The 18361-nt window shown below is 70.3% G+C and carries 17 protein-coding genes; 9 read left to right on the top strand and 8 right to left on the bottom strand.

Going from position 1 to position 18361, the window contains the following annotated elements:
- The first annotated feature begins 63 nt into the window (after nucleotides 1-63).
- Nucleotides 64-1992 carry a polysaccharide biosynthesis protein gene (locus AC2D9U_RS15540; RefSeq protein WP_484750558.1) on the top strand — a complete coding sequence of 643 codons (1929 nt, stop codon included), beginning with the start codon at nucleotides 64-66 and terminating at the stop codon, nucleotides 1990-1992.
- A 132-nt stretch (nucleotides 1993-2124) separates the two neighbouring features.
- Here AC2D9U_RS15540 and AC2D9U_RS15545 read toward each other — a convergent pair whose 3' ends face one another.
- Together AC2D9U_RS15545 and AC2D9U_RS15550 are read right to left on the bottom strand one after the other, a co-directional pair.
- A complete protein-coding gene (locus AC2D9U_RS15545; RefSeq protein WP_484750561.1) occupies nucleotides 2125-2991 on the bottom strand; it encodes a metal ABC transporter permease in 867 nt (288 codons plus the stop codon).
- Nucleotides 2991-3758, bottom strand: a complete 768-nt coding sequence (locus AC2D9U_RS15550; RefSeq protein WP_484750563.1) for a metal ABC transporter ATP-binding protein — start codon at nucleotides 3756-3758, stop codon at nucleotides 2991-2993. The genes AC2D9U_RS15545 and AC2D9U_RS15550 overlap by 1 nt, the downstream gene beginning before the upstream one ends.
- A 250-nt stretch (nucleotides 3759-4008) precedes the next feature.
- Between AC2D9U_RS15550 and AC2D9U_RS15555 the strand changes: the two genes are divergently transcribed.
- Together AC2D9U_RS15555 and AC2D9U_RS15560 are read left to right on the top strand one after the other, a co-directional pair.
- Nucleotides 4009-5274 (top strand): DUF445 domain-containing protein, encoded by a 1266-nt coding sequence (locus AC2D9U_RS15555; RefSeq protein WP_484750565.1) that lies wholly within the window; start codon nucleotides 4009-4011, stop codon nucleotides 5272-5274.
- Between the two features lie 129 nt (nucleotides 5275-5403).
- Nucleotides 5404-6645, top strand: coding sequence for a calcium-binding protein (locus AC2D9U_RS15560; RefSeq protein ID WP_484750567.1), 1242 nt, complete (start codon nucleotides 5404-5406; stop codon nucleotides 6643-6645).
- 77 nt (nucleotides 6646-6722) lie between these two features.
- On the opposite strand, the gene AC2D9U_RS15565 is transcribed toward AC2D9U_RS15560, so the two are convergent.
- Complete coding sequence (locus AC2D9U_RS15565; protein WP_484750569.1) at nucleotides 6723-7199, bottom strand: nucleoside deaminase; 477 nt, start codon at nucleotides 7197-7199, stop codon at nucleotides 6723-6725.
- A 57-nt stretch (nucleotides 7200-7256) separates the two neighbouring features.
- On the opposite strand from AC2D9U_RS15565, the gene AC2D9U_RS15570 reads away from it, so the two are divergent.
- Complete coding sequence (locus AC2D9U_RS15570; RefSeq protein ID WP_484750570.1) at nucleotides 7257-8291, top strand: LLM class flavin-dependent oxidoreductase; 1035 nt, start codon at nucleotides 7257-7259, stop codon at nucleotides 8289-8291.
- Entirely contained in the window at nucleotides 8288-8677 is a 390-nt protein-coding gene (locus tag AC2D9U_RS15575; RefSeq protein WP_484750573.1) for a hypothetical protein, read from the top strand. The genes AC2D9U_RS15570 and AC2D9U_RS15575 overlap by 4 nt, the downstream gene beginning before the upstream one ends.
- Here the strand turns inward: AC2D9U_RS15575 and AC2D9U_RS15580 are convergent, their stop codons facing one another.
- From AC2D9U_RS15580 to AC2D9U_RS15590, 3 genes are all read right to left on the bottom strand, one after another.
- A complete protein-coding gene (locus AC2D9U_RS15580; RefSeq protein WP_484750574.1) occupies nucleotides 8678-9085 on the bottom strand; it encodes a hypothetical protein in 408 nt (135 codons plus the stop codon).
- Complete coding sequence (locus tag AC2D9U_RS15585; protein WP_484750576.1) at nucleotides 9013-9327, bottom strand: hypothetical protein; 315 nt, start codon at nucleotides 9325-9327, stop codon at nucleotides 9013-9015. The genes AC2D9U_RS15580 and AC2D9U_RS15585 overlap by 73 nt, the downstream gene beginning before the upstream one ends.
- A gap of 68 nt (nucleotides 9328-9395) precedes the next feature.
- Complete coding sequence (locus AC2D9U_RS15590) at nucleotides 9396-10151, bottom strand: amino acid ABC transporter permease (protein WP_484750578.1); 756 nt, start codon at nucleotides 10149-10151, stop codon at nucleotides 9396-9398.
- Between the two features lie 70 nt (nucleotides 10152-10221).
- On the opposite strand from AC2D9U_RS15590, the gene AC2D9U_RS15595 reads away from it, so the two are divergent.
- On the top strand, nucleotides 10222-11013 hold the full coding sequence (locus tag AC2D9U_RS15595) for a transporter substrate-binding domain-containing protein (RefSeq protein WP_484750580.1): 792 nt from the start codon (nucleotides 10222-10224) through the stop codon (nucleotides 11011-11013).
- A 158-nt stretch (nucleotides 11014-11171) separates the two neighbouring features.
- Here the strand turns inward: AC2D9U_RS15595 and AC2D9U_RS15600 are convergent, their stop codons facing one another.
- Nucleotides 11172-11918 (bottom strand): maleate cis-trans isomerase family protein, encoded by a 747-nt coding sequence (locus AC2D9U_RS15600; protein WP_484750582.1) that lies wholly within the window; start codon nucleotides 11916-11918, stop codon nucleotides 11172-11174.
- A gap of 110 nt (nucleotides 11919-12028) precedes the next feature.
- Here AC2D9U_RS15600 and AC2D9U_RS15605 point away from each other — a divergent pair, with 110 nt between their 5' ends.
- A complete protein-coding gene (locus AC2D9U_RS15605) occupies nucleotides 12029-13030 on the top strand; it encodes a Bug family tripartite tricarboxylate transporter substrate binding protein (protein ID WP_484750584.1) in 1002 nt (333 codons plus the stop codon).
- Nucleotides 13031-13033: 3 nt separating this feature from the next.
- On the opposite strand, the gene AC2D9U_RS15610 is transcribed toward AC2D9U_RS15605, so the two are convergent.
- Nucleotides 13034-14155: a PA0069 family radical SAM protein gene (locus tag AC2D9U_RS15610; protein WP_484750585.1), complete on the bottom strand. Its 1122-nt coding sequence runs from the start codon at nucleotides 14153-14155 to the stop codon at nucleotides 13034-13036.
- A 146-nt stretch (nucleotides 14156-14301) separates the two neighbouring features.
- Here AC2D9U_RS15610 and AC2D9U_RS15615 point away from each other — a divergent pair, with 146 nt between their 5' ends.
- Both AC2D9U_RS15615 and AC2D9U_RS15620 read left to right on the top strand, forming a co-directional pair.
- Nucleotides 14302-15375, top strand: a complete 1074-nt coding sequence (locus AC2D9U_RS15615) for a hypothetical protein (protein ID WP_484750587.1) — start codon at nucleotides 14302-14304, stop codon at nucleotides 15373-15375.
- Between the two features lie 80 nt (nucleotides 15376-15455).
- Nucleotides 15456-18317 (top strand): glycosyltransferase, encoded by a 2862-nt coding sequence (locus tag AC2D9U_RS15620; protein ID WP_484750590.1) that lies wholly within the window; start codon nucleotides 15456-15458, stop codon nucleotides 18315-18317.
- Nucleotides 18318-18361 lie beyond the last annotated feature (44 nt).

Here is an 18361-nt window from a genome sequence, read left to right on the forward strand (position 1 = left end):
CCGCCTTCGCGGCTGGCAGGGGGTGCGCTTTCGCGGCGCGCAAGCGCGGTCTAAGGGTGGCGCATGGCTGCCTCGGCGCGTGACCGCATCCTGCTGAATCTCGGGCTCGATTCGCTCGTGGCGATGCTCGCCCTGCCGGCGGCCGTCTGGCTGGCCGCCCCCGGGGCCTGGCCGCCCATCCTGTGGTGGGCGCTGGCCCTGCCGCTGGCGGCCGGCACGCTGGCGCTGGGCGGGCTGCCCTTCGGCCTGCCGCGGCAATATTGGCGCTTCGCCTCGCTGCCGGACATCCTGGCCACGGGTGTCGCCGCCGTCATTGCCGCGCTGCTCTTCACCCTGGCGCTGCACCTGGCCCAGGCCTGGCGCTCGCCCAATCCGGGCTTCCCCATCATCCATGTGCTGGTGCTGGCGGCGATGCTGGCGGGCACGCGCATCGCGGCCCGGCTGCGCCATAGCGGCCGCGCCGGCCCGGCCACCGAAACCCCGGCCGCGCCCGTGCTGCTGGTGGGCGCCGGCGATGCGGCGGATCTCTTCCTGCGCGCCCTGCAGCAGGAGCGCAGCCCGGCCTATCGCGTCGCCGGCATCCTGGCCCTGCGCTCGCGCCAGATGGGCCGGCGGCTGCACGGCCTGCCGATCCTCGGCACGGTCGAGGACGCCGCCGCCGTGCTGGAATCCCTGCGCGAGGAAGGCCGGCTGCCGAGCCAGCTCATCCTCGCCGGCAATGAATTGCAGGGCGCGGCGCTGCAATCGCTGCTCGACGCGGCGGACCGCCACGGCCTGCCGGTGAAGCGCGCGCCGCGCCCCACCAGCCTCGACCAGGCGAGCCGCCGCCCCGGCGAGCGCGCAGGCGCCGAGACGCGCGTGACCCTGCGCGGCATCGAGATCGAGGACCTGCTCGACCGTCCCCAGGTGCCGCTCGACCGCGAGGGCATGGCAAGGCTGGTGCAGGGACGGCGCGTGCTGGTGACCGGCGCGGGCGGGACCATCGGCGGCGAGCTGGCGCGGCAGGTGGCGGCCCTCGGCCCGGCCAGCCTCGCGCTGCTCGATCACGGCGAATACGTGCTCTACGAGATCGACCTCGAACTGCGCGAGCGCCACCCGGAAGTGCCGCGCCGCGCCATCCTGGCCGATGTGCGCGACGCCGCGCGCATGACGCGGCTGATGGCGGAGATCCGCCCCGAGCTCGTCTTCCACGCCGCCGCGCTGAAGCATGTGCCGATGGTGGAGAACAACCCGCTGGAAGGCCTGCTGACCAATGCGCTCGGCACCAGCATCGTCGCCGATGCGGCGCGCGAGGCCGGTGTGGCGCTGATGGTGTTGATCTCCACCGACAAGGCGGTGAATCCGAGCTCCATCATGGGCGCCTCCAAGCGCCTCGCCGAGATGTATTGCCAGGCGCTGGATCGCGATGCGCGCGCAGGGTCGGGGATGCGCCTCGTCACCGTGCGCTTCGGCAACGTGCTGGGCTCGACCGGCTCGGTGGTGCCGCTGTTCCGCCGCCAGCTCGAGCGCGGCGGGCCGCTGACCGTCACCCACCCGGACATGAGCCGCTACTTCATGACGGTGCGCGAGGCGGTGGGGCTCGTGCTGCAGGCGAGCGTGGTGGGTGCCACGGATCGCGAGGACCAGCCGCCCGAATTGCGGGAGGGCGGGATCTTCGTGCTCGACATGGGCGCGCCGGTGAAGATCGTGGACCTCGCGCGGCGCATGATCCGCCTCGCTGGCCTCAAGCCGGATGAGGATGTGGAGATCCGCTTCACCGGCCTGCGCCCGGGCGAGAAGCTGTTCGAGGAGCTGTTCCACGGCCAGGAGCCGCCGCAGCCGACCAACTTCCCCGGCCTGCTCGTCGCCGTGCCGCGCACCACCGATGCCGCGCAGATGCGCGCCGCCATCGCCGAGATCGCCGCCATGGCCGAGCGGGGGGATCGCGACGGGGCGCTGGCACGGCTCGGCGCGCTGGTGCCGGAATTCGCCCACGCCACGCATGGCGGGTAGGGCCATCCGTCTTGTTCGGTGAAATGCGGACCGCAGAGCGGTCCGAGGCGCCGAATGGCGCCCGCCGCTTATGCGGCGAGCCAAGCGGCCGGATGGCCGCGCCCGGCGCTTGAGGGCACAAGATGGCCGGCTTCAGCCGGCCAGATGCGGCCGGCGGCGGTAGCGCGCCAGCAGGCCATCGACCGGGCCGAAGACGATCGAAACCGCCCAGAGCAGCCCCGCCGTCAGCACGATGGCCGGGCCCGAGGGCAGGTCGAGATGGTAGCTCGCCAACAGCCCCAGATAGGCGGCGATCACCGCCACCACCACCGAGGCCACCGCCATCCGCCCCAACTCGCGCGCCCAATGCCGCGCGGCCACGGCGGGCAGCATCATCAGCCCCACCGCCATCAGCGTGCCCATGGCCTGGAAGGCCGCCAGCACGTTCAGCACCACGAGGCCCAGGAACAGCATGTGCCAACGGCCGCCGCGCACGCCCTCGGCGCGGGCGAAATCGGGGTCGAAGCATTCCAGCGCCAGCGGCCGCCAGGCGAGCGCCAGGGTCGGCAAGGTGAGGCTGGCCACGCCGGCCATCAGCAGCAGCGCATCGTCATCCACGCCCAGCACCTGGCCGAACAGCAGGTGGGTGAGGTCCGCCGTGTCGCCGCGCAGCGAGACCAGCGTCACCCCCAGCGCCAGGGCGATGAGGTAGAGCGCGGTCAGCGCCGCATCCTCCCGCCCGCCCGTGGCGCGGGAGAGCGCGCCCGCGCCGAGCGCCACGCCGAGGCCCGCGACCAGCCCGCCCAGCGACATGGCCGGCACCGAGAGCCCCGCGATGAGGAAGCCGGCGGCGATGCCCGGTGTGACGCCATGCGCCAGTACCTCGGCCGTCAGGCTGGTGCGGCGGAGCATGAGGAAGACGCCGAGCGGCGGCGCGGCGATGGCGAGCGCGAGGCAGCCCACCAGCGCGCGGCGCATGAAGCCGAACTCGACGAAGGGGCCGTAGAGGCCCTCCAGCATCACGCCGCCCGATTTTGTGGGCTGGGGGATGGCAGGCAGGGGGCCGCGGCGTCGTCCCAGGCCTCGGCCATCTGCCGGGCGCGCAGGCGGTTGGCGGCGGTCAGCACCTGCGCGGTCGGGCCCATGGCCACGGCCTCGCGCGCCAGCAGCAGGGTGTCGGGGAATTCGTCGCGCACCAGGTCGAGGTCGTGCAGCACGGCCAGGATGGTGCGGCCCTCGCCATGCCAGCCGCGCAGCACGCGCAGCAGGTCGGCGGCGGTGCGGGCATCCACCGCGTTGAAGGGCTCGTCCAGCAGGATGAGGTCGGCATCCTGCAGCAGCAGCCGCGCGAAGAGCAGGCGCTGGAACTGCCCGGCCGACATCTCGCCGACCGGCCGGCGCCAGAAGCCGCCGAGCCCGACGGCCTCCAGCGCGTGCTGCGCGCGATCGCGATCGGCGGCGGTGACGCCGGCCAGCACGCCGCGCCGCGCCCAGGCGCCCTGCAGCACGACCTCCCCGCACAGGATGGGGAAGCTGCGGTCCATGCCCGATTGCTGCGGCAGCAGCGCCACGCGCCCGGCCGAGATGCTGACCTTGCCGTGATCGACCGGATGCAGCCCCGCGATGGTGCGCAGCAGCGTGGTCTTGCCCGCGCCATTCGGCCCGACCAGCGCGGTCAGGCTGCCCGGGGCGAAGGCGGCGGAGACGTGGTGCACGGCCGGGTGGCGGCGATGCGTCGCCGTCACGTCGCGCAACTCCACCGCCGGGCCGCGGGGCGCGGCGCTCATGGGCGGAGCGCCCAGGCCACGGCCAGCCACAGCCCGGCCAGCAGGCCGGCGGCCAGGATCAGGCGCGGGCCGGCACCGGCGGAGGGTGACAGGGCAAGGGAAAGGAACTGGGGCATGGTTACCTTATAACGTAGCGCTCTCTATCAGGCTCTGCCCGGCTGGGCAAAGGGGGCGTGGCGCCCTACCTCCTCGCTCCATGCAGGGCAGACCCGACACCCCCCCCACGCCTTCTCCCCCCACGCCTTCCCCGTTGGGCCCGACCGAGGACGACCTCCGCCGTGCGCTCGCGCGCCAGCGCGGCCTCGCCACCGGGTTGCTGGTGGCGATGGGCGGCGTGGTGGTGGGCAGCTACAGCCTGCCGCCCGGCTACTGGACGGACCTGCTGCAGGCCTCGGCCAAGGCGGGCCTCGTCGGCGGCGTGGCGGATTGGTTCGCCGTCACCGCCCTGTTCCGCCGCCCGCTCGGCCTGCCCATCCCGCACACCGCCATCATCCCGATGCAGAAGGAGCGCCTGGGCGCGGGGCTGGGGCGATTCGTCGCCAACCACGTCTTCACCGAGGCCGAAGTGGCCCGCGTGCTGGCCCGGCTCGACCTCGCGGGGATCCTGCGCGCCTGGCTGTCGGACCCGGAGTCGGTGCAGCCGGCCGCCAATGCCCTGGCCGGGGCGATGCCGAAGATCCTCAACAGCCTCGAGGATGGGCGCGCGCGCAAGCTGATGGCCCGGCTGCTGCCGCGCCTCGCCGGCGGGCCGGGGGCGGCGAAGGTGCTGGCGCGGATGCTGACCGCGCTGATCGAGGGCGGGCGCCACCAGGAGGTCTTCGGCCTGGCGGTGAGCCAGGTGAAGGCCCTGCTGGCGGCGAAGGAGGACCAGCTCCAGGCCGCGATCGCCGCGCGGGTGCGCGCCGAGGGCGGCGCGCTGGTGGGCTGGCTGGCCGGGGCGACCATCGCAAGGCGCGTGCTTTCGGCGCTCAATGCCGAGCTGGAGAAGGTCGAGCCGGGCGATTCCGACATCCGGGTGGCCTTCGAGGATTGGGTGCGCGCCGAGGTGCACCGCCTGGAGACCGACCCCGAGCGTGCCGCCGCCGTGGGCCGGGCGCTGCGCCAGGCGCTGGCGCATCCGGCCGTGGCTGCCTGGCTCGGCGATGTCTGGCTGCGGCTGCGCGCCGCACTCGAGGCCGATGCGGCGAATCCGGAAGGCCGCACCGTGGCGGCGATCCAGGGCGCGCTGGCCAATGCCGGCACGCTGCTGGCCGAGGATCCGGCCGCCGTGGCGCGGCTGAACCGCGCGGCGGAGCGGATCCTGATCGCGCTGCTGCCCAATGCGCGCGCCCAGCTCTCGGGCTTCATCGCCGGCGTGGTGGCGAATTGGGACACGGCGACGGTGACCGAGAAGATCGAGCTGCGGGTGGGCCGCGACCTGCAATATGTGCGCATCAACGGCACGATCGTGGGTTTCCTGGTGGGCGGGGCGCTGTTTGCCGTGCTCAGCGCGATCTTCGGCCGCGTCGCGGTCTGAGCGCCCCGGCGGCCGGGCGCACACGCTTTGTTGATCGGGCGGCTTGCCAGAGGTTAACAAGTCACTGGCACAACCCCCGGTGGGTATTGTAGCGTGCCGCCGGCGTAGTTCGACGCAGGGAGAAGCCACATGCCGCGTCCGTTGATCTTCGGAACGATCCTGACCGATACCATTGTGCTCGATCCCTTCGCACCGGGCAGCGACATCTTCGGTCTCGGCGGGGACGACCAGATCCAGGGTGGAGGCGGCTTCGACTTCATCAATGGCGGCGCGGGCAACGACACGCTCTTCGGCCATGGCGGCAATGACAGCATCAATGGCGGCCTCGGCAATGACTGGCTCGATGGCGGCGATGGCCATGACTACCTGGTCGATCTGTCGGGCAACAACATCCTGGTCGGCGGCGCGGGCAATGACCTGCTGCGGGCGGGTGCCGGCAATGATTCCCTCTTCGGCGGCGATGGCGACGATTTCCTCTATGCCGGGGACGGCCACAATCAGGTGATGGGCGGGTCGGGCCACGACTTCATCGTGGCCGGCGGCGGCAATGATTCGATCTGGGGCGAGGCCGGCAACGACACCATCTTCGCCGGCCACGGCCACAATCAGGTGCTGGCCGGCTTCGGCGACGACTTCGTGCGCGCCGGCAACGGCAATGACCGCCTCTTCGGCGAGGACGGCAATGACAGCATCAATGCCGGCGGTGGGCACAACGAGGTCCAGGGCGGCAACGGCCACGACCTGCTGGTCGCGGGCGGCGGGGCGGACACCATCACCGGCGATGAGGGCAATGACCACATCCAGGCCGGCAACGGGCACAACTACGTCCAGGGCGGCAATGGCCATGACCGCATCAGCGCCGGCACCGGCGCCGACACGATCAGCGGCGATGGCGGCAACGACACGATCAGCTCCGGCAGCGGCCATGACACGGTCTGGGCCGGCGAAGGCGATGACCAGGTCCGTGCCGGCAATGGCCGCGACCGGGTCGAGGGCCAGGGCGGCAATGACTGGCTGAACGGCCAGGCCGGCGCGGACACGATGTTCGGCGGCTTCGGCAATGACACGCTGCTCGGTGGCGCGGGTGCCGATTCGCTCTTCGGCGATGACGGCAACGATACCTTCATCCACTACGCCTTCGAGGGCCACGACACGGTCGATGGCGGCAACGGCTTCGACCGCCTGACGATCGAGATCAATGCCGGCCTCTGGCCCGCCTTGCTCGCCGAGGTGCTGGCCTGGGTTGCCCTGTCGGACACCGAGAAGCAGGGCACCCACACCTTCGCCACGGCGGATGTGACCTTCACCAACATCGAGAACATCCACGTCCATGTCTGGACGCCGGCGGTGCTGCATTACGACTACGTCTGAGGCGCCGCCGCGCGCCTGAACGGGCTTCTGGCAAGGCCGCGCCGCAAGGGGCGGCCTTGCTGCTTTCCGGCACCCTGTCAGTAGGCCACCTTGTCCGGCTTCGCCGCCCATTCGGCAAAGACCTCCAGCGCCTCGGCCGCCAGCAGGCGGCGCATCGGCAGGGCGCGGGCCTCTATGGGCTTGGGGATCTCGACATAGAGCAACTCGTCATCGAAGCCGATGGCGGCCGCCTGGAAGCGGTCATTGCCATAGACCACGGCATCGCAGCGCGACCAGTAGAGCGCGGCCAGGCACATCGGGCAGGGCTCGCAGCTGGTGTAGACCGTGGCCCCGCGCAGGTCGAAGCGGCCCAGCGCGGTGCAGGCGCGGCGGATCGCCACGACCTCGGCATGGGCGGTGGGATCGTTGGTGGAGGTCACCTGGTTCCAGCCCTCGGCGATCACCCGCCCGTCCATCACCACCACCGCGCCGAAGGGCCCGCCCGCGCCCCCTGCCATGCCCTGGCGGGAGGCCGCGATGGCGGCCCGCATGAAATCCTCTTCCGTCATCGCCATCCTGCTGCCTCGACGCCCAGCCCTTGAGGGCCCATTTTACCCCTTGGAGGGTTTCGCATGCCGCTCACGCTGTCCATCCTGGATCAATCCACCATCGCCTCGGGCCGCGGCGCCGATGACGCGATCCGCGAGACGCTCGCCCTGGCGCCGCTGGCCGAGCAATGGGGCTACCACCGCTACTGGCTGGCCGAGCATCACAACAGCGCCTCCCATGCCGGCAGCGCGCCGGAGATCCTGGTCGCCGCCATCGCCGCCACCACCCAGCGCATCCGCATCGGCACCGCGGGGGTGATGCTGCCGCACTACTCGGCGCTGAAGGTGGCCGAGCAGTTCCGGGTGCTGGAAGCGATCGCGCCGGGCCGCATCGACCTCGGCGTCGGCCGCGCCCCGGGCAGCGATGGCCGCACCGCCTATGCGCTGAACCCCGACGCCGCCCAGGCGGCAGAGCGCTTCCCCAACCAGGTGCAGGATTTGATGGGCTGGCTCGGCGACGGGCTGCCGGAGGGCCACCCCTTCCGCGCCGTCGCCGCCAACCCGGCGGTGCCGACGCGCCCGCAGGTCTGGATCCTCGGCAGTTCGGATTTCGGCGCGCAGCTCGCCGCCTATTTCGGCCTGCCCTACTGCTTCGCGCATTTCATCACCGATGGCCGCGGCAGCGCGGAGGCGATGCAGCTCTACCGGGAGGGCTTCCGCCCGCATCCGGCCACGCCCGGGCGCCTCGCCGCGCCGCAGGGGGCGCTGGCGGTCTTCGCCATCACCGCCGAGACCGAGGCCGAGGCGCTGCGGCTCTACAGCTCGCGCGAATTGTGGAAGCTCTCGCGTGACCAGGGCATCTACCCGGCCCTGCCCAGCCCGGAGGAGGCGCAGGCCTACCCCTACACGCCCGAGCAGCGCGCGCGGCTTGAGCGCCAGCGCGCCCGCACGCTGGTCGGCGCGCCGGAGCAGGTGGCCGCGAAGCTCGCCACGCTCGCCGCCGACCATGGGGTGTCGGAGGTCGCGATCCTCACCCCCTGCCACGACGCCGCCGCCCGGCAGCGCAGCTACCGGCTGATCGCCGAGGCCAACCGCGCGCATCTGGCCGCCGCGGCGTGAGGCGCCGGGCGGCGCTCGGCCTGATCCTGGCCGGGCCGGCTTCTGCCACCAGCCCGCTGCCGCCGCGCGTCGCCACCTGCGACTTCGCCCCCGGCAGCACCGATCTGCCGCCCGCCTGCCAGCCCGTGCTGGCGGGCTTCGCCGAGGCCTGGCGCGCGCGCTCGGCCGCGGCGGGCCGGCCCCTGCCCATCCGGGTGCTCAGCGAGGCCGGCGATGCGCCCGATGCCGAGGCCGCCATACGCCTCGCGGCCGCGCGGGCCGCGGCGCTGATGGCGGGCCTGCAGCGCGCGGGCGTGCCGGTCACGGCGCTGGCGCACGAACCGGCCGCGCCCGGCGCGGCGCGCGACCCCGCCCGACGCCAGGGGGCGGCGCTGTTCCAGCCCTGATCAGCGGGGGAAGGTTGCGGGCCGGCGCCGGTGCCGCCGCCAGGCGCGCAGGCGCGACAGCGCCTCGGCCAGGGCCGGCAAGGCCAGCAGCGGCAGGGTGGCGACGGCCAGCAGCCCGAAGGCCGCGCCCCAGCCGCGCCCGAGCGCCAGCGCCATCCCGGCCAGCGTCCAGGTCGCGGCGTTCACGCCGATGCCGATGGCAAACAGCCAGCGCAGCCGGCGCTTGCGGCGCGCCGCCTGCGCCGCGTCCTCGGCCTCGGTCCAGGCGGTGCCGGCCGGGCCGACCTCGTAGAGCCGCGCGGGGTCGACCGCGAAGGGCGGTCCGGCCGGAGGCTTCAGCGGCGAATTACGATGAAGGTGGGGGTGGGCATGGGCCGGCCCTCGCGCCGCGCGCGGCGCATCCGCCACCACAGCGAGCCCGCCCCGATGGCGCCGGCGACGATCAGCACCGGCAGGATCAGCCCCACGAAGAGGATGGCCAGCGCCGCGAGCACCAGGCCCCCGGCCGCGATCGCCACGAGCATGGCGACGCCGCCAACCCGTGCCAGGGCGCGGTCGAGACCGCTGGCGGGGCGGGGTGCGCCTGCCGCGTCTCGGAATTCACCCTCGGGCGTCATGTCGAGAATGGGGGGGCGTCGATGCGGGTCCATGACATATCATGTTGCCCGGGAAGGGCGCCGCTTCAAGTCCAAACCGGCGCCCCGATTGTCACGAAACCTTACGCCTCGCGCGGGCGGGACTGGTCCGCGCCCAGGCGGCGCTCCAGCCAGCGCACGGCGAAGGAGATCGCCAGGATCAGCACCAGGTAGAGCAGGATCAGCACGGTATAGATCTCGAGCGGGCGGAACACCGTGACCACCAGCTCATTCGCCCGCCGCGTGATCTCCTGGTAGCCGATCACGCTGGCCAGGCTGCTCATCTTCACGACATAGATGAATTGGTTGGCGATGGGCGGCAGCACGCGGCGGATCGCCTGGGGCAGGATGATGAAGCGCATCGCCTGCCAGCGCGTCAGCCCCAGCGCGAAGGCGCCCTCGCGCTGGCCCTGCTCCACGCTCTGGATGCCGCCGCGCAGGATCTCCGCCTCGAAGGCGGAATCGCACAGCGCGATCGCCAGCAGCGCCGCGGTGAAGACATCGAGCCGGATGCCGAGCACCACGGGCAGGCCGTAATAGCTCCAGAGGATCAGCACCAGGATCGGCACGGCGCGGAACACCTCGACCCAGACGCGGTTCGTCCAGCGCAGCAGGCGGAAGCGCGAAAAGCCGAGCAGCGCGATGGCGGTGCCCACCGCCAGCGAGAGCGCCATGGCGGCGAGCGCGAGGCCGATGGTCGCCCCCAGCCCCTCCATGATGAACAGCAGGTTGGTCTGGCCGCGCGGGTCGGCCGGGTTGACGACATGCCAGCCCCAATTGCCGCCACAACCGGCCAGCAGCAGCGGCAGCAGGAGAACGAGGCTTCGTGCCGGGCGCAAAGCGGTCTCCCTTTCGGAGTGGGGGCGTGAGGCTATATGTTGCAGCACACACACACGCCGGAGACTACCCATGCAACGCCGCTATCTCCCGAGCCTCGCCGCTGCCGGCGCCCTTCTGTTGCCGGGCCAGGTGATGGCGCAGGGCGCGGCCGCGGGCGGGAAGCTCGCCGCCATCCAGGCCGCGGGGCGCATCCGCCTCGGCACGACCGGCGATTTCAACCCGCTGAGCTTCCGTGACCCGGCGACGCGCAGCTATCGCGGCCACCAGATCGAGGCGGGCGAGCAGCTCGCGAAGGATATGGGCGTGCGCGCTGAATTCGTCGCCGCCGAGTGGCGCACCCTGGTGAACGGGCTGCAGGCCGACCAGTATGACGCCGTCTTCGCCGGCACCTCGATGTCGGCGGCGCGCGCGCTGGCGGCAAGCTTCACCATCCCCTGGGGCCGCACCGGCTTCGTGCCGCTGACCACGCGCCGCAACGCCGCGCGCTTCACGAGTTGGGAATCGCTGAACCAGCGCGGTGTCACCATCGGCACCAATCTCGGCACGACGATGGAAACCTTCGTGCAGCAGACCCTGCCCACGGCCACGCTGCGCCGCGTGGAGAGCCCGGCGCGCGACTGGCAGGAATTGCTGGGCGGGCGCGTGGACGCGACCATGTCGAGCACGCTGGAATCGGCGCGGCTGACGCGCGAATACCCCGACCTGGTCGCGCTGTTCACCGAGCAGCCGCGCAACCCGATCCCGCTGGCCTTCATGGCGCCGCAGCAGGACTTCGCCTTCCTGAACTTCCTCAACGCCTGGGTCACCATCCACCTGGCGAGCGGCTTCTTCGAGGAACTGAACAAGAAGTGGGGCATCTGAGTCGTATGCAGGATTGAGCGGGAAGCGGCCGCCGCAGGCGGACGAGCGGCCGAATGGCCGCCGCGGCTTGTGCCGCGAAGGCAAGCGCGCGGAGCGCGCGCCCGCCGACTGAGGGCACGAAAGCTGAGATCAACGGTCGCCGAAGGCGGCCGTTGATCTCAGAACCGCTCGAGCAGGCTGCCGCAGCCCTCGACCTTGTCCATGATCCCGCGCGCGCGCAGCGCGTGCCAATAGGTCGCGACATTGATCGCGATCACCGGCTTGCCGAGCCACATCTCGGCCATCACGGCCAGCTTCACCATCGAGAGATTCGTGCCGACCTGCACGATCGCGTCCACGTCGTCGCCATCGAGTTCCTTCAGCGCGGCGACGCATTCGGCTGGCGTCGTCTCGGCGATGGCGATCCAGCTCGTGCGCCGCAGCGCGATGTCGCGCGTCACGGTGAAGCCCATGTCGCCGAAATAGCGCGCGACCTCGATGTTCATCGCCGGCCAATAGGGGGAGAGCACGGCGATGCGCTTCACCCCGCCATGCGCGTTGAGCGCGGCGGTGCAGGCATGGCTGCCGACGCTGATCTTCAGGCCCGAAAGGTCCTCGACCTCCTTCACGAAGCGGTCTGCCCCCTTGGCGCCGTCGAAGAAGGTCACCGCCGACATGCCCATCACCAGATGGTCGGGCTTGCAGGTCATCACCGACTTTACGGCGTCGAGCGTGTTGCGCCCGATCAGCTCGGCGCCGGCACGGAAGGTCTCGTTGGAGACGGCGTCGGCATTGGGGGTGAAGATGCGGCTGTAGTGGTTGGTCACGCCGGCGGGGCGCATCATGTCGAAATCAGGCTGCACCACCGTGTTGGTGGAAGGGCCCATCACCCCGAATTTGCAGCGCCAGCCGAGAACGTCACCCATCGCACGACTCCTGATGTCCAATGCGGCGACAGCCTGCGTCACGGCACCGCTCTTGCAAAGCCATCGGGGCTTGGCGCATCAAGCCCTCACCCAACGGGAGACAATCATCGATGACGGGTTTCACCATCGGCCGCCGCGCCGCGCTGCTGGGCCTCGGTGCCGCGGGCCTCGCGCCGGCCGCCCATGCCCAGACCCAGGCTCAGTCCGCGACGGGTGACTGGCCGAACCGGCCGATCCGCTGGATCAACCCTGGCCCGGCAGGCGGGGCGGGCGATGTCTTCTCGCGGCTGGTGGGCGACCGGCTCTCGGTGCGGCTCGGCCAGCCGGTGGTGGTGGACAACCGCCCCGGCGCGGGGACGAATATCGGCATGACGCAGGTCGCGCGCGCCGCCCCCGATGGCTACACGGTGGGCCTCGCCTCGATCGCCGCCAATGCCGCGAACAAGTGGCTCTACCGCAACATGCCCTTCGACCCGGAGCGCGACTTCGCCGCGGTGGGCATCATCGGCCTGGTGCCGAACATCGTCGTCATCCCGCCTGCCGTGCCGGCGCGCACCCTGCCGGAATTCATCGCCTGGGCGCGGGCGCAGAACCGGGCGATCAATTTCGGCTCGGTCGGCGCGGGATCCTCCCAGCATCTGGCCGGCAGCCAATTCCAGGTCATCACCGGCCTGACGATGCAGCACCTGCCCTATACGAATGGCGGGCAGATGAACACGGACCTGATGGAGGGGCGGATCGACATGCTCTTCCAGTCGATCTCGGCCGTGACGCAGCTCGCCCAGGCCGGGCGGATGCGCCCCATCGCGGTCAGCGGGGCCGAGCGTGTCGCCGCCTTCCCCGATTTGCCGACGATGCGTGAGCAGGGCATCGACATCGTCTCCACCGGCTGGTTCGGCCTGTGCACCCCGGCCGGCGTGCCCGAGCCGATCCTGGCGCGGCTTGAGACCGAGCTGCTGGCGGTGATGGATGAGCCCGCCCTGCAACAGCGCATCATCGCCGGCGGCGCGGTGCCCAAGCGCATGGGCCGGGTGGAATTCGCGCAGTTCATGGCGGAGGAAAGTGCCCGTTGGCGCGTCGTGATCCAGGCCGTGGGCGCCACCGCGGACTGAATCCTACAGCAGTTCGAGTTGCCTTGCCGGCGCGTTCGGCGGGCTGAACTGGCTGCAATCGAGGCTGGCGCTGACATCGCGCCGGCCATCCAGGCCGAAGCGGCGCAGCGCCAGCTTGAAGCGCTGCGCCAGCAGCTCCGCATAGGGGCCGGTGCCGGTCTGGCGCTGGCCGAAGCGGCTGTCATAGAGCGCGCCGCCGCGTGTCTCCCGCACCAGGGCGAGCACGCGCGCGGCGCGGTCCGGGTGATGTTCGCGCAGCCAGGCCTCGAACATCGTGCGGATTTCATGCGGCATGCGCAGCAGCACATAGCCGGCGCGGGTCGCCCCCGCGCGGGCGGCGGCCTCCAGGATCTTCTCGAGCTCCGCGTCGTTCAGCCCCGGGATCATCGGCGCGGCCAGCACGCCCACCGGCACGCCCGCGCGGGCGAGTTCCGTGATCACGCCGAGCCGGCGCAGCGGCGAGGCGGCGCGCGGCTCCATCACCCGGGCGAGCTTGAGGTCCAGCGTGGTGACCGAGAGGCACACATGCACCAGGTTGCGCTGCGCGAGCCGGCTGAGGATGTCGAGGTCGCGCAGCACGCCCGCGCCCTTGGTGACGATGGTCACCGGATGGCCGAAGCGCTCCAGTACCTCCAGCACCCGGCGCGTGATGCCAAGCGTGCGCTCCACGGGCTGGTAGGGATCGGTATTGGCGCCGAGCGCCACGGGGCGAGGCTCATAGCCCGGCTTGGCGAGTTCGCGCGCCAGCAATTCCGGCAGATCGGGCTTGAAGAGCAGCCTGGTTTCGAAATCCAGCCCCGGCGAGAGCCCGACATAGGCGTGGGAGGGCCGCGCATAGCAATAGACGCAGCCATGCTCGCAGCCGCGATAGGGGTTGAGCGAGCGGTCGAAGCCCAGATCCGGGCTGTCATTCCAGGACAGCGCGCTGCGCGCGGTTTCGCGGGTGAGGGTGGTCGGCAGGGGCGGCAGGTCCGCGAAATGCGCCTCCAGCGTCCCCCAGCCATCATCCCAGGCCTCGGTGGCGCGGCTCTCGAAGCGGATATCGGGGTTGGTGACGGCGCCACGGCCCTTCCGGGCGAGGGAGGGCAGCGGGGAGAAGGAGGGAGAGGCGCCGCCATCCGGCATGTTCGGACCCCATATTCGCGGTTTGTTCCTGCGCAAAATCGGGCAGAAGCGGCCCGCACGTCAAGAACAAAATGCGAATATCGGGATGTCCTGGGCATGGAATCGTGAGCGCAGATGGTTTGGCACTTCCCGCCGCCGCTGGCACCATGCCCGCAGCAGGTGGGACCCTCGACGTGGCGGCCTTGGCGGAAAAAGCAGTTCTCCATATCGGAACGCAGAAGACCGGCACGTCTGCGCTTCAGACCTGGTTGGCCCGCAATCGCCCCCTGCTGGCGGAGATGGGCTTTCTCTACCCGCTGAGTTGCAAGTGGATCCACGATGATTCGCATAATGCCCTGGCGGCCGCGATGCTGCAGGACCAGCGCCCTGGTGGCGGCGGCGAGGTCGCCCGCCTGCTCGGCGAGTTGTCGGCCGAAATCGGCAGCCGACCCGGGGCCGACCTGATTCTGTCCTCGGAGATGCTCGAGAAGGCGCCCCGCTTCGCGCCGGATGCGCTCATCCAACTACTGGACATGCTGCGCCGCCATTTTCGTCGCATCGACATTGTCTACTGCCTACGGCCGCCTGCGGAGCTTGTGGATTCGATCTTCCGGCAATGGGTCCAGGATCATCGGACACGCTATGGCGGCAACCCGCTTGCCATGGCGGAACAGGAGATCCCGCAGCTGGATTTTGCCGCCCTCGCGCGGTCCTGGCTGGACACGGGGCGCATCGCGCGGATTCGTGGCTATTGGTATGAAGGTCATGCGCCCGATGCGCATCTGCGCCGTTCGCTCCGGCTACTCGGTCTGCGGGCTGGTCCGGGCTGGCGGGACCAGGCGCGATCCGTTTGGCAGAACTGGTCGCTGGATGGGCGCCTGCTGCAAGTCAAGCACGCGCTGAACCCCCACCTTGCCGATGCGGAGGTGCATGAGTCCTTCCTCGTGGCGCTGCGTCATGTCGCGCGCCGCATGCCAGGCTGGAATGCGCGGACAACGATTTTCGATGCGCCCAGCCTGGCCGCCTTCCAGGCGAAGTGCCCGGGCCGGGACCTGACCTATGCGATCCAGATATCGGATGGTGGCGAGGCCTATCGCGCCAGGTCGATCGACGCAGCGCCGCCCACGCTCTTCATGCCGATTGATGCGCGAGGGGCCATGGAATTGCTGCGCGACCTTGCCCGCGAAGGGCAAGCCGCACCGCTCGACTGTCTCGAGAAGCTTGCCCTGCCGGGAAGCTGACGGCACGGGGAGCATATCCGGCATCGCATCTTTTCGAAATCGCATGTATGTTCGGAAAATAATATTCCGGATCAGCTTCTATGCGCCTCTCCAGACAGGATCCCGTCCTTCGGTCCATCCTCGCCGATCAGGTTCTGGATCGTCTGGAGGCAGCGTCACCCGACATTGCGGATGTCGAAGCCGCCCTGCGCGCCGCCGAGGCCGCGGGCGAGCCATTGCATCACCCGCTGTTCCTGCCTGAGCTCTACGAGGCCTGCCACCCCGACATCGCCGTGTCGGGCCTGGACCCCTTACTTCACTATGTCTTTTTCGGTGCGGCAGAGCGGCGCAACCCCCATCCGCTCTTCGATGTTGCCTTCGCCTGCGCGCAGCGGCCCGACCTTCCGCCGCGTGAGATCTTCGCGGCCTTTCTGCAAGGCGAGGCGCTGCTGCGGTTCAGCAAACTGGTGAATGTCGAATTCATGGCAGGCAGAGCGGAAACGGATCTGACGCCGTGCGAATGCTTCGCGCGCGTCGCCGATCCGGATGTTGCCCTGGCAGACCAGCCCCACCCCCTCTTCCTGCCGGATTTCTACCGGCTCGCCAATGATGGGACGCCTGCATTCAGGAACGAGTTGATCGACTACGTGCTCGGCAACCGCCCCGGTGCTTGGACCCATCCGCTGTTCTGCGGCGAGTACTACATCCTCTCGGGCGAAGCCGCGCTGTCCTGCACGCCGCTGCAGCATTACCTCGACACCTGGCACGAGTGGAAGCGCGCCACCGCGCCATGGGTCGATCTGTCGCATACCAACCATACCAACGCGATGGCCGGTGTGGGGGCAGCGGAGGATCCGCTGAGCACCGTGCTGCTGGCCGTGCCGGATCCACGCCTGACGACCCATGCCCACCTTGTGCACGGTGCCATCGCCCCCGCCTTCGCGGCACCTGGCCAGCAAGGGGCGAGCAGCGTGCCGCACCTGGTGGGGGCGGCCATCACCGGCTTCCTGGAAGACGCTGCCTTTGCCTCTCCGCAGTCGCCGGCGCTATCCATCATCATCCTCAACTACCGAAAGACGGTGCTGACCATCTTCAGTGCTTTCGCGGCGCTGGCCGCCTTCAGGGGACAGCCGGTCGAGATCATCGTCGTGGACAATGGCTCGACGCCCTTCGAGTTCGAGTGGATGGGGCGCATTCTCGGCCGGCATCCGGCCCTGCGCTTCGTCAAGCCGGAGGAAAACCGCTTTTTCGGCGAAGGCAACAATCTGGGCATCGACGCCGCGCGCGGCGGCCACATCCTGTTCCTCAACAATGACTGCTTCCTGCACCCTGACTTCGGCGAGTCCTGCGCCGCGATCCTGCAGGCGGGCGAGGATCAGGTCTTCGGCGCCGTCCTGTATTTTCCCGATGGCACCATCCAGGAGGCCGGAGGGCTCGTCTCGGATTGCGGGCAGGTGATCCAGCGGGCCAAGCATCTGCCGGCTGCCATGGCTGCGCGCATGACCGGACCGATGGAGGTGGACTACTGCTCCGCCGCCTGCCTGGTCGTCGCGCGGGAGGTTCTCGATCGCGTCTGGGGCTTCGATCCGTTGTTCGAACCCCTCTATTTCGAGGACACCGACCTTTGCATGCGCATACGCCAGGCTGGCTGGCGGCTGCGTGTGCATCCGAGCCTGCGCGCGACCCATATCGAGAACGCCTCGACGCGCGAATTCCTGGGCAAAGACTTCAATCCCCTGATCGCATCGCAGCGCCGCAAATTCACCGATCGCTGGTTCGGGCGGCGCCATGACCTGGCGGCGGTGCCGAAGAAACTGCCGGCGCCGCTTGCGCCGGACGCACCGCTGGCGATCTTCGCCACGCCCTTCGACATCGCGCTCGGGGGCGGCGAGCGCTATTTCCTGGCGTCCGCCGCGGCGCATGCGCGCAGTCATCGCATTGTCATCGCTGGACGCATCCGACCGAGCCGGGCGAGGCTCCGCTTCGCGCTGCGCGAGTTGGGGCTGGAGGACTTCCACTTCACGACGGCTGACTTCCAGGCCGCATCACAGATGCCCGCGCCGGAGCTCCTGTTCTGCATGGGAAACGAGATCGAGCCGGTCCTGCCCCCCTTTGCACGCATCAACCTGTTCCACCTGCAGTTTCCCTTTCCTTACCGCAACGTCGGGGGCTACCTGCCGCGCCACTTGCCCGGCTACGACACCATTCTCGTCAACTCGTCATACACAGCAGCCTGGACGCTTCGCGCCCTTGGCAGGCTGCCGCAGCTTGCCGCGCCCCCGGTCATGGTCCTGGCGCCGCCGGTCCGCAGCGATGCCGCGCCCGATCGCCCGCCGCGCGATTTTTCCCTGGTGACCGTCGGCCGCTTCTTCCGCGCGGGTCATTCCAAGCGCCAGGACATCTTCCTCGACATCGTGGGGGCCGTGCGGCGTCGTACCGGACTGCAGGTCAAGGCGCGTCTCGTCGGTGCCGTGCATAATTCCGACGACGCGCGCGCCTATCTGGCGGAGATCGAGGCGCGTGCCGCGGCAATGGGGGAAGTGGAAGTGTTGCGGGAGGCTTCGCGTCAGGATCTCGAGGCCGCCCTGGCGCGGAGCACCTTCTACATCCACGCAGCCGGGTTCGGCGTCGCAGCCGACATCCACCCGGAGCGGGCCGAACATTTCGGCATTGCCGTGGTCGAGGCCCTGCGGGCCGGGTGTATCGCCGGTGTGTACGACCTCGGTGGCCCTGCAGAGATCCTGGCGGAGGTGGGCGGCGGCTTCACCTACAGGACAGTCGAGGAGGCGGCAGGCCGGATCGCGGCGCTGATATCCGGACGCATGGCGGAGCCTCAAGTGAACCAGTCTGCGCTCGCACGGCTGAGCGACGACGTGTTTGCTGAATCGCTGCGCCAGCTTACGGGGCCAGTCCCGGCGCAGAAGGCGGTGGCTTCGCCGCGCCGCCGCCAGGGAGCGGCCTAGACCACGCTGCGTTCTCATGAACGCAGCTCGTGCTCTAGAAATCA

Source organism: Roseomonas sp. TF40, assembly GCF_057219975.1.

Bases quoted from the DNA above. Each gene is read 5' to 3' on its own strand.
- AC2D9U_RS15610 (WP_484750585.1), bottom strand. From the start codon at position 14,155: ATGCCGGATGGCGGCGCCTCTCCCTCCTTCTCCCCGCTGCCCTCCCTC.
- AC2D9U_RS15595 (WP_484750580.1), top strand. From the start codon at position 10,222: ATGCAACGCCGCTATCTCCCGAGCCTCGCCGCTGCCGGCGCCCTTCTG.
- AC2D9U_RS15550 (WP_484750563.1), bottom strand. From the start codon at position 3,758: ATGAGCGCCGCGCCCCGCGGCCCGGCGGTGGAGTTGCGCGACGTGACG.
- AC2D9U_RS15605 (WP_484750584.1), top strand. From the start codon at position 12,029: ATGACGGGTTTCACCATCGGCCGCCGCGCCGCGCTGCTGGGCCTCGGT.
- AC2D9U_RS15570 (WP_484750570.1), top strand. From the start codon at position 7,257: ATGCCGCTCACGCTGTCCATCCTGGATCAATCCACCATCGCCTCGGGC.
- AC2D9U_RS15540 (WP_484750558.1), top strand. From the start codon at position 64: ATGGCTGCCTCGGCGCGTGACCGCATCCTGCTGAATCTCGGGCTCGAT.
- AC2D9U_RS15615 (WP_484750587.1), top strand. From the start codon at position 14,302: ATGCCCGCAGCAGGTGGGACCCTCGACGTGGCGGCCTTGGCGGAAAAA.
- AC2D9U_RS15565 (WP_484750569.1), bottom strand. From the start codon at position 7,199: ATGGCGATGACGGAAGAGGATTTCATGCGGGCCGCCATCGCGGCCTCC.
- AC2D9U_RS15620 (WP_484750590.1), top strand. From the start codon at position 15,456: ATGCGCCTCTCCAGACAGGATCCCGTCCTTCGGTCCATCCTCGCCGAT.
- AC2D9U_RS15600 (WP_484750582.1), bottom strand. From the start codon at position 11,918: ATGGGTGACGTTCTCGGCTGGCGCTGCAAATTCGGGGTGATGGGCCCT.
- AC2D9U_RS15545 (WP_484750561.1), bottom strand. From the start codon at position 2,991: ATGCTGGAGGGCCTCTACGGCCCCTTCGTCGAGTTCGGCTTCATGCGC.
- AC2D9U_RS15560 (WP_484750567.1), top strand. From the start codon at position 5,404: ATGCCGCGTCCGTTGATCTTCGGAACGATCCTGACCGATACCATTGTG.
- AC2D9U_RS15585 (WP_484750576.1), bottom strand. From the start codon at position 9,327: ATGGACCCGCATCGACGCCCCCCCATTCTCGACATGACGCCCGAGGGT.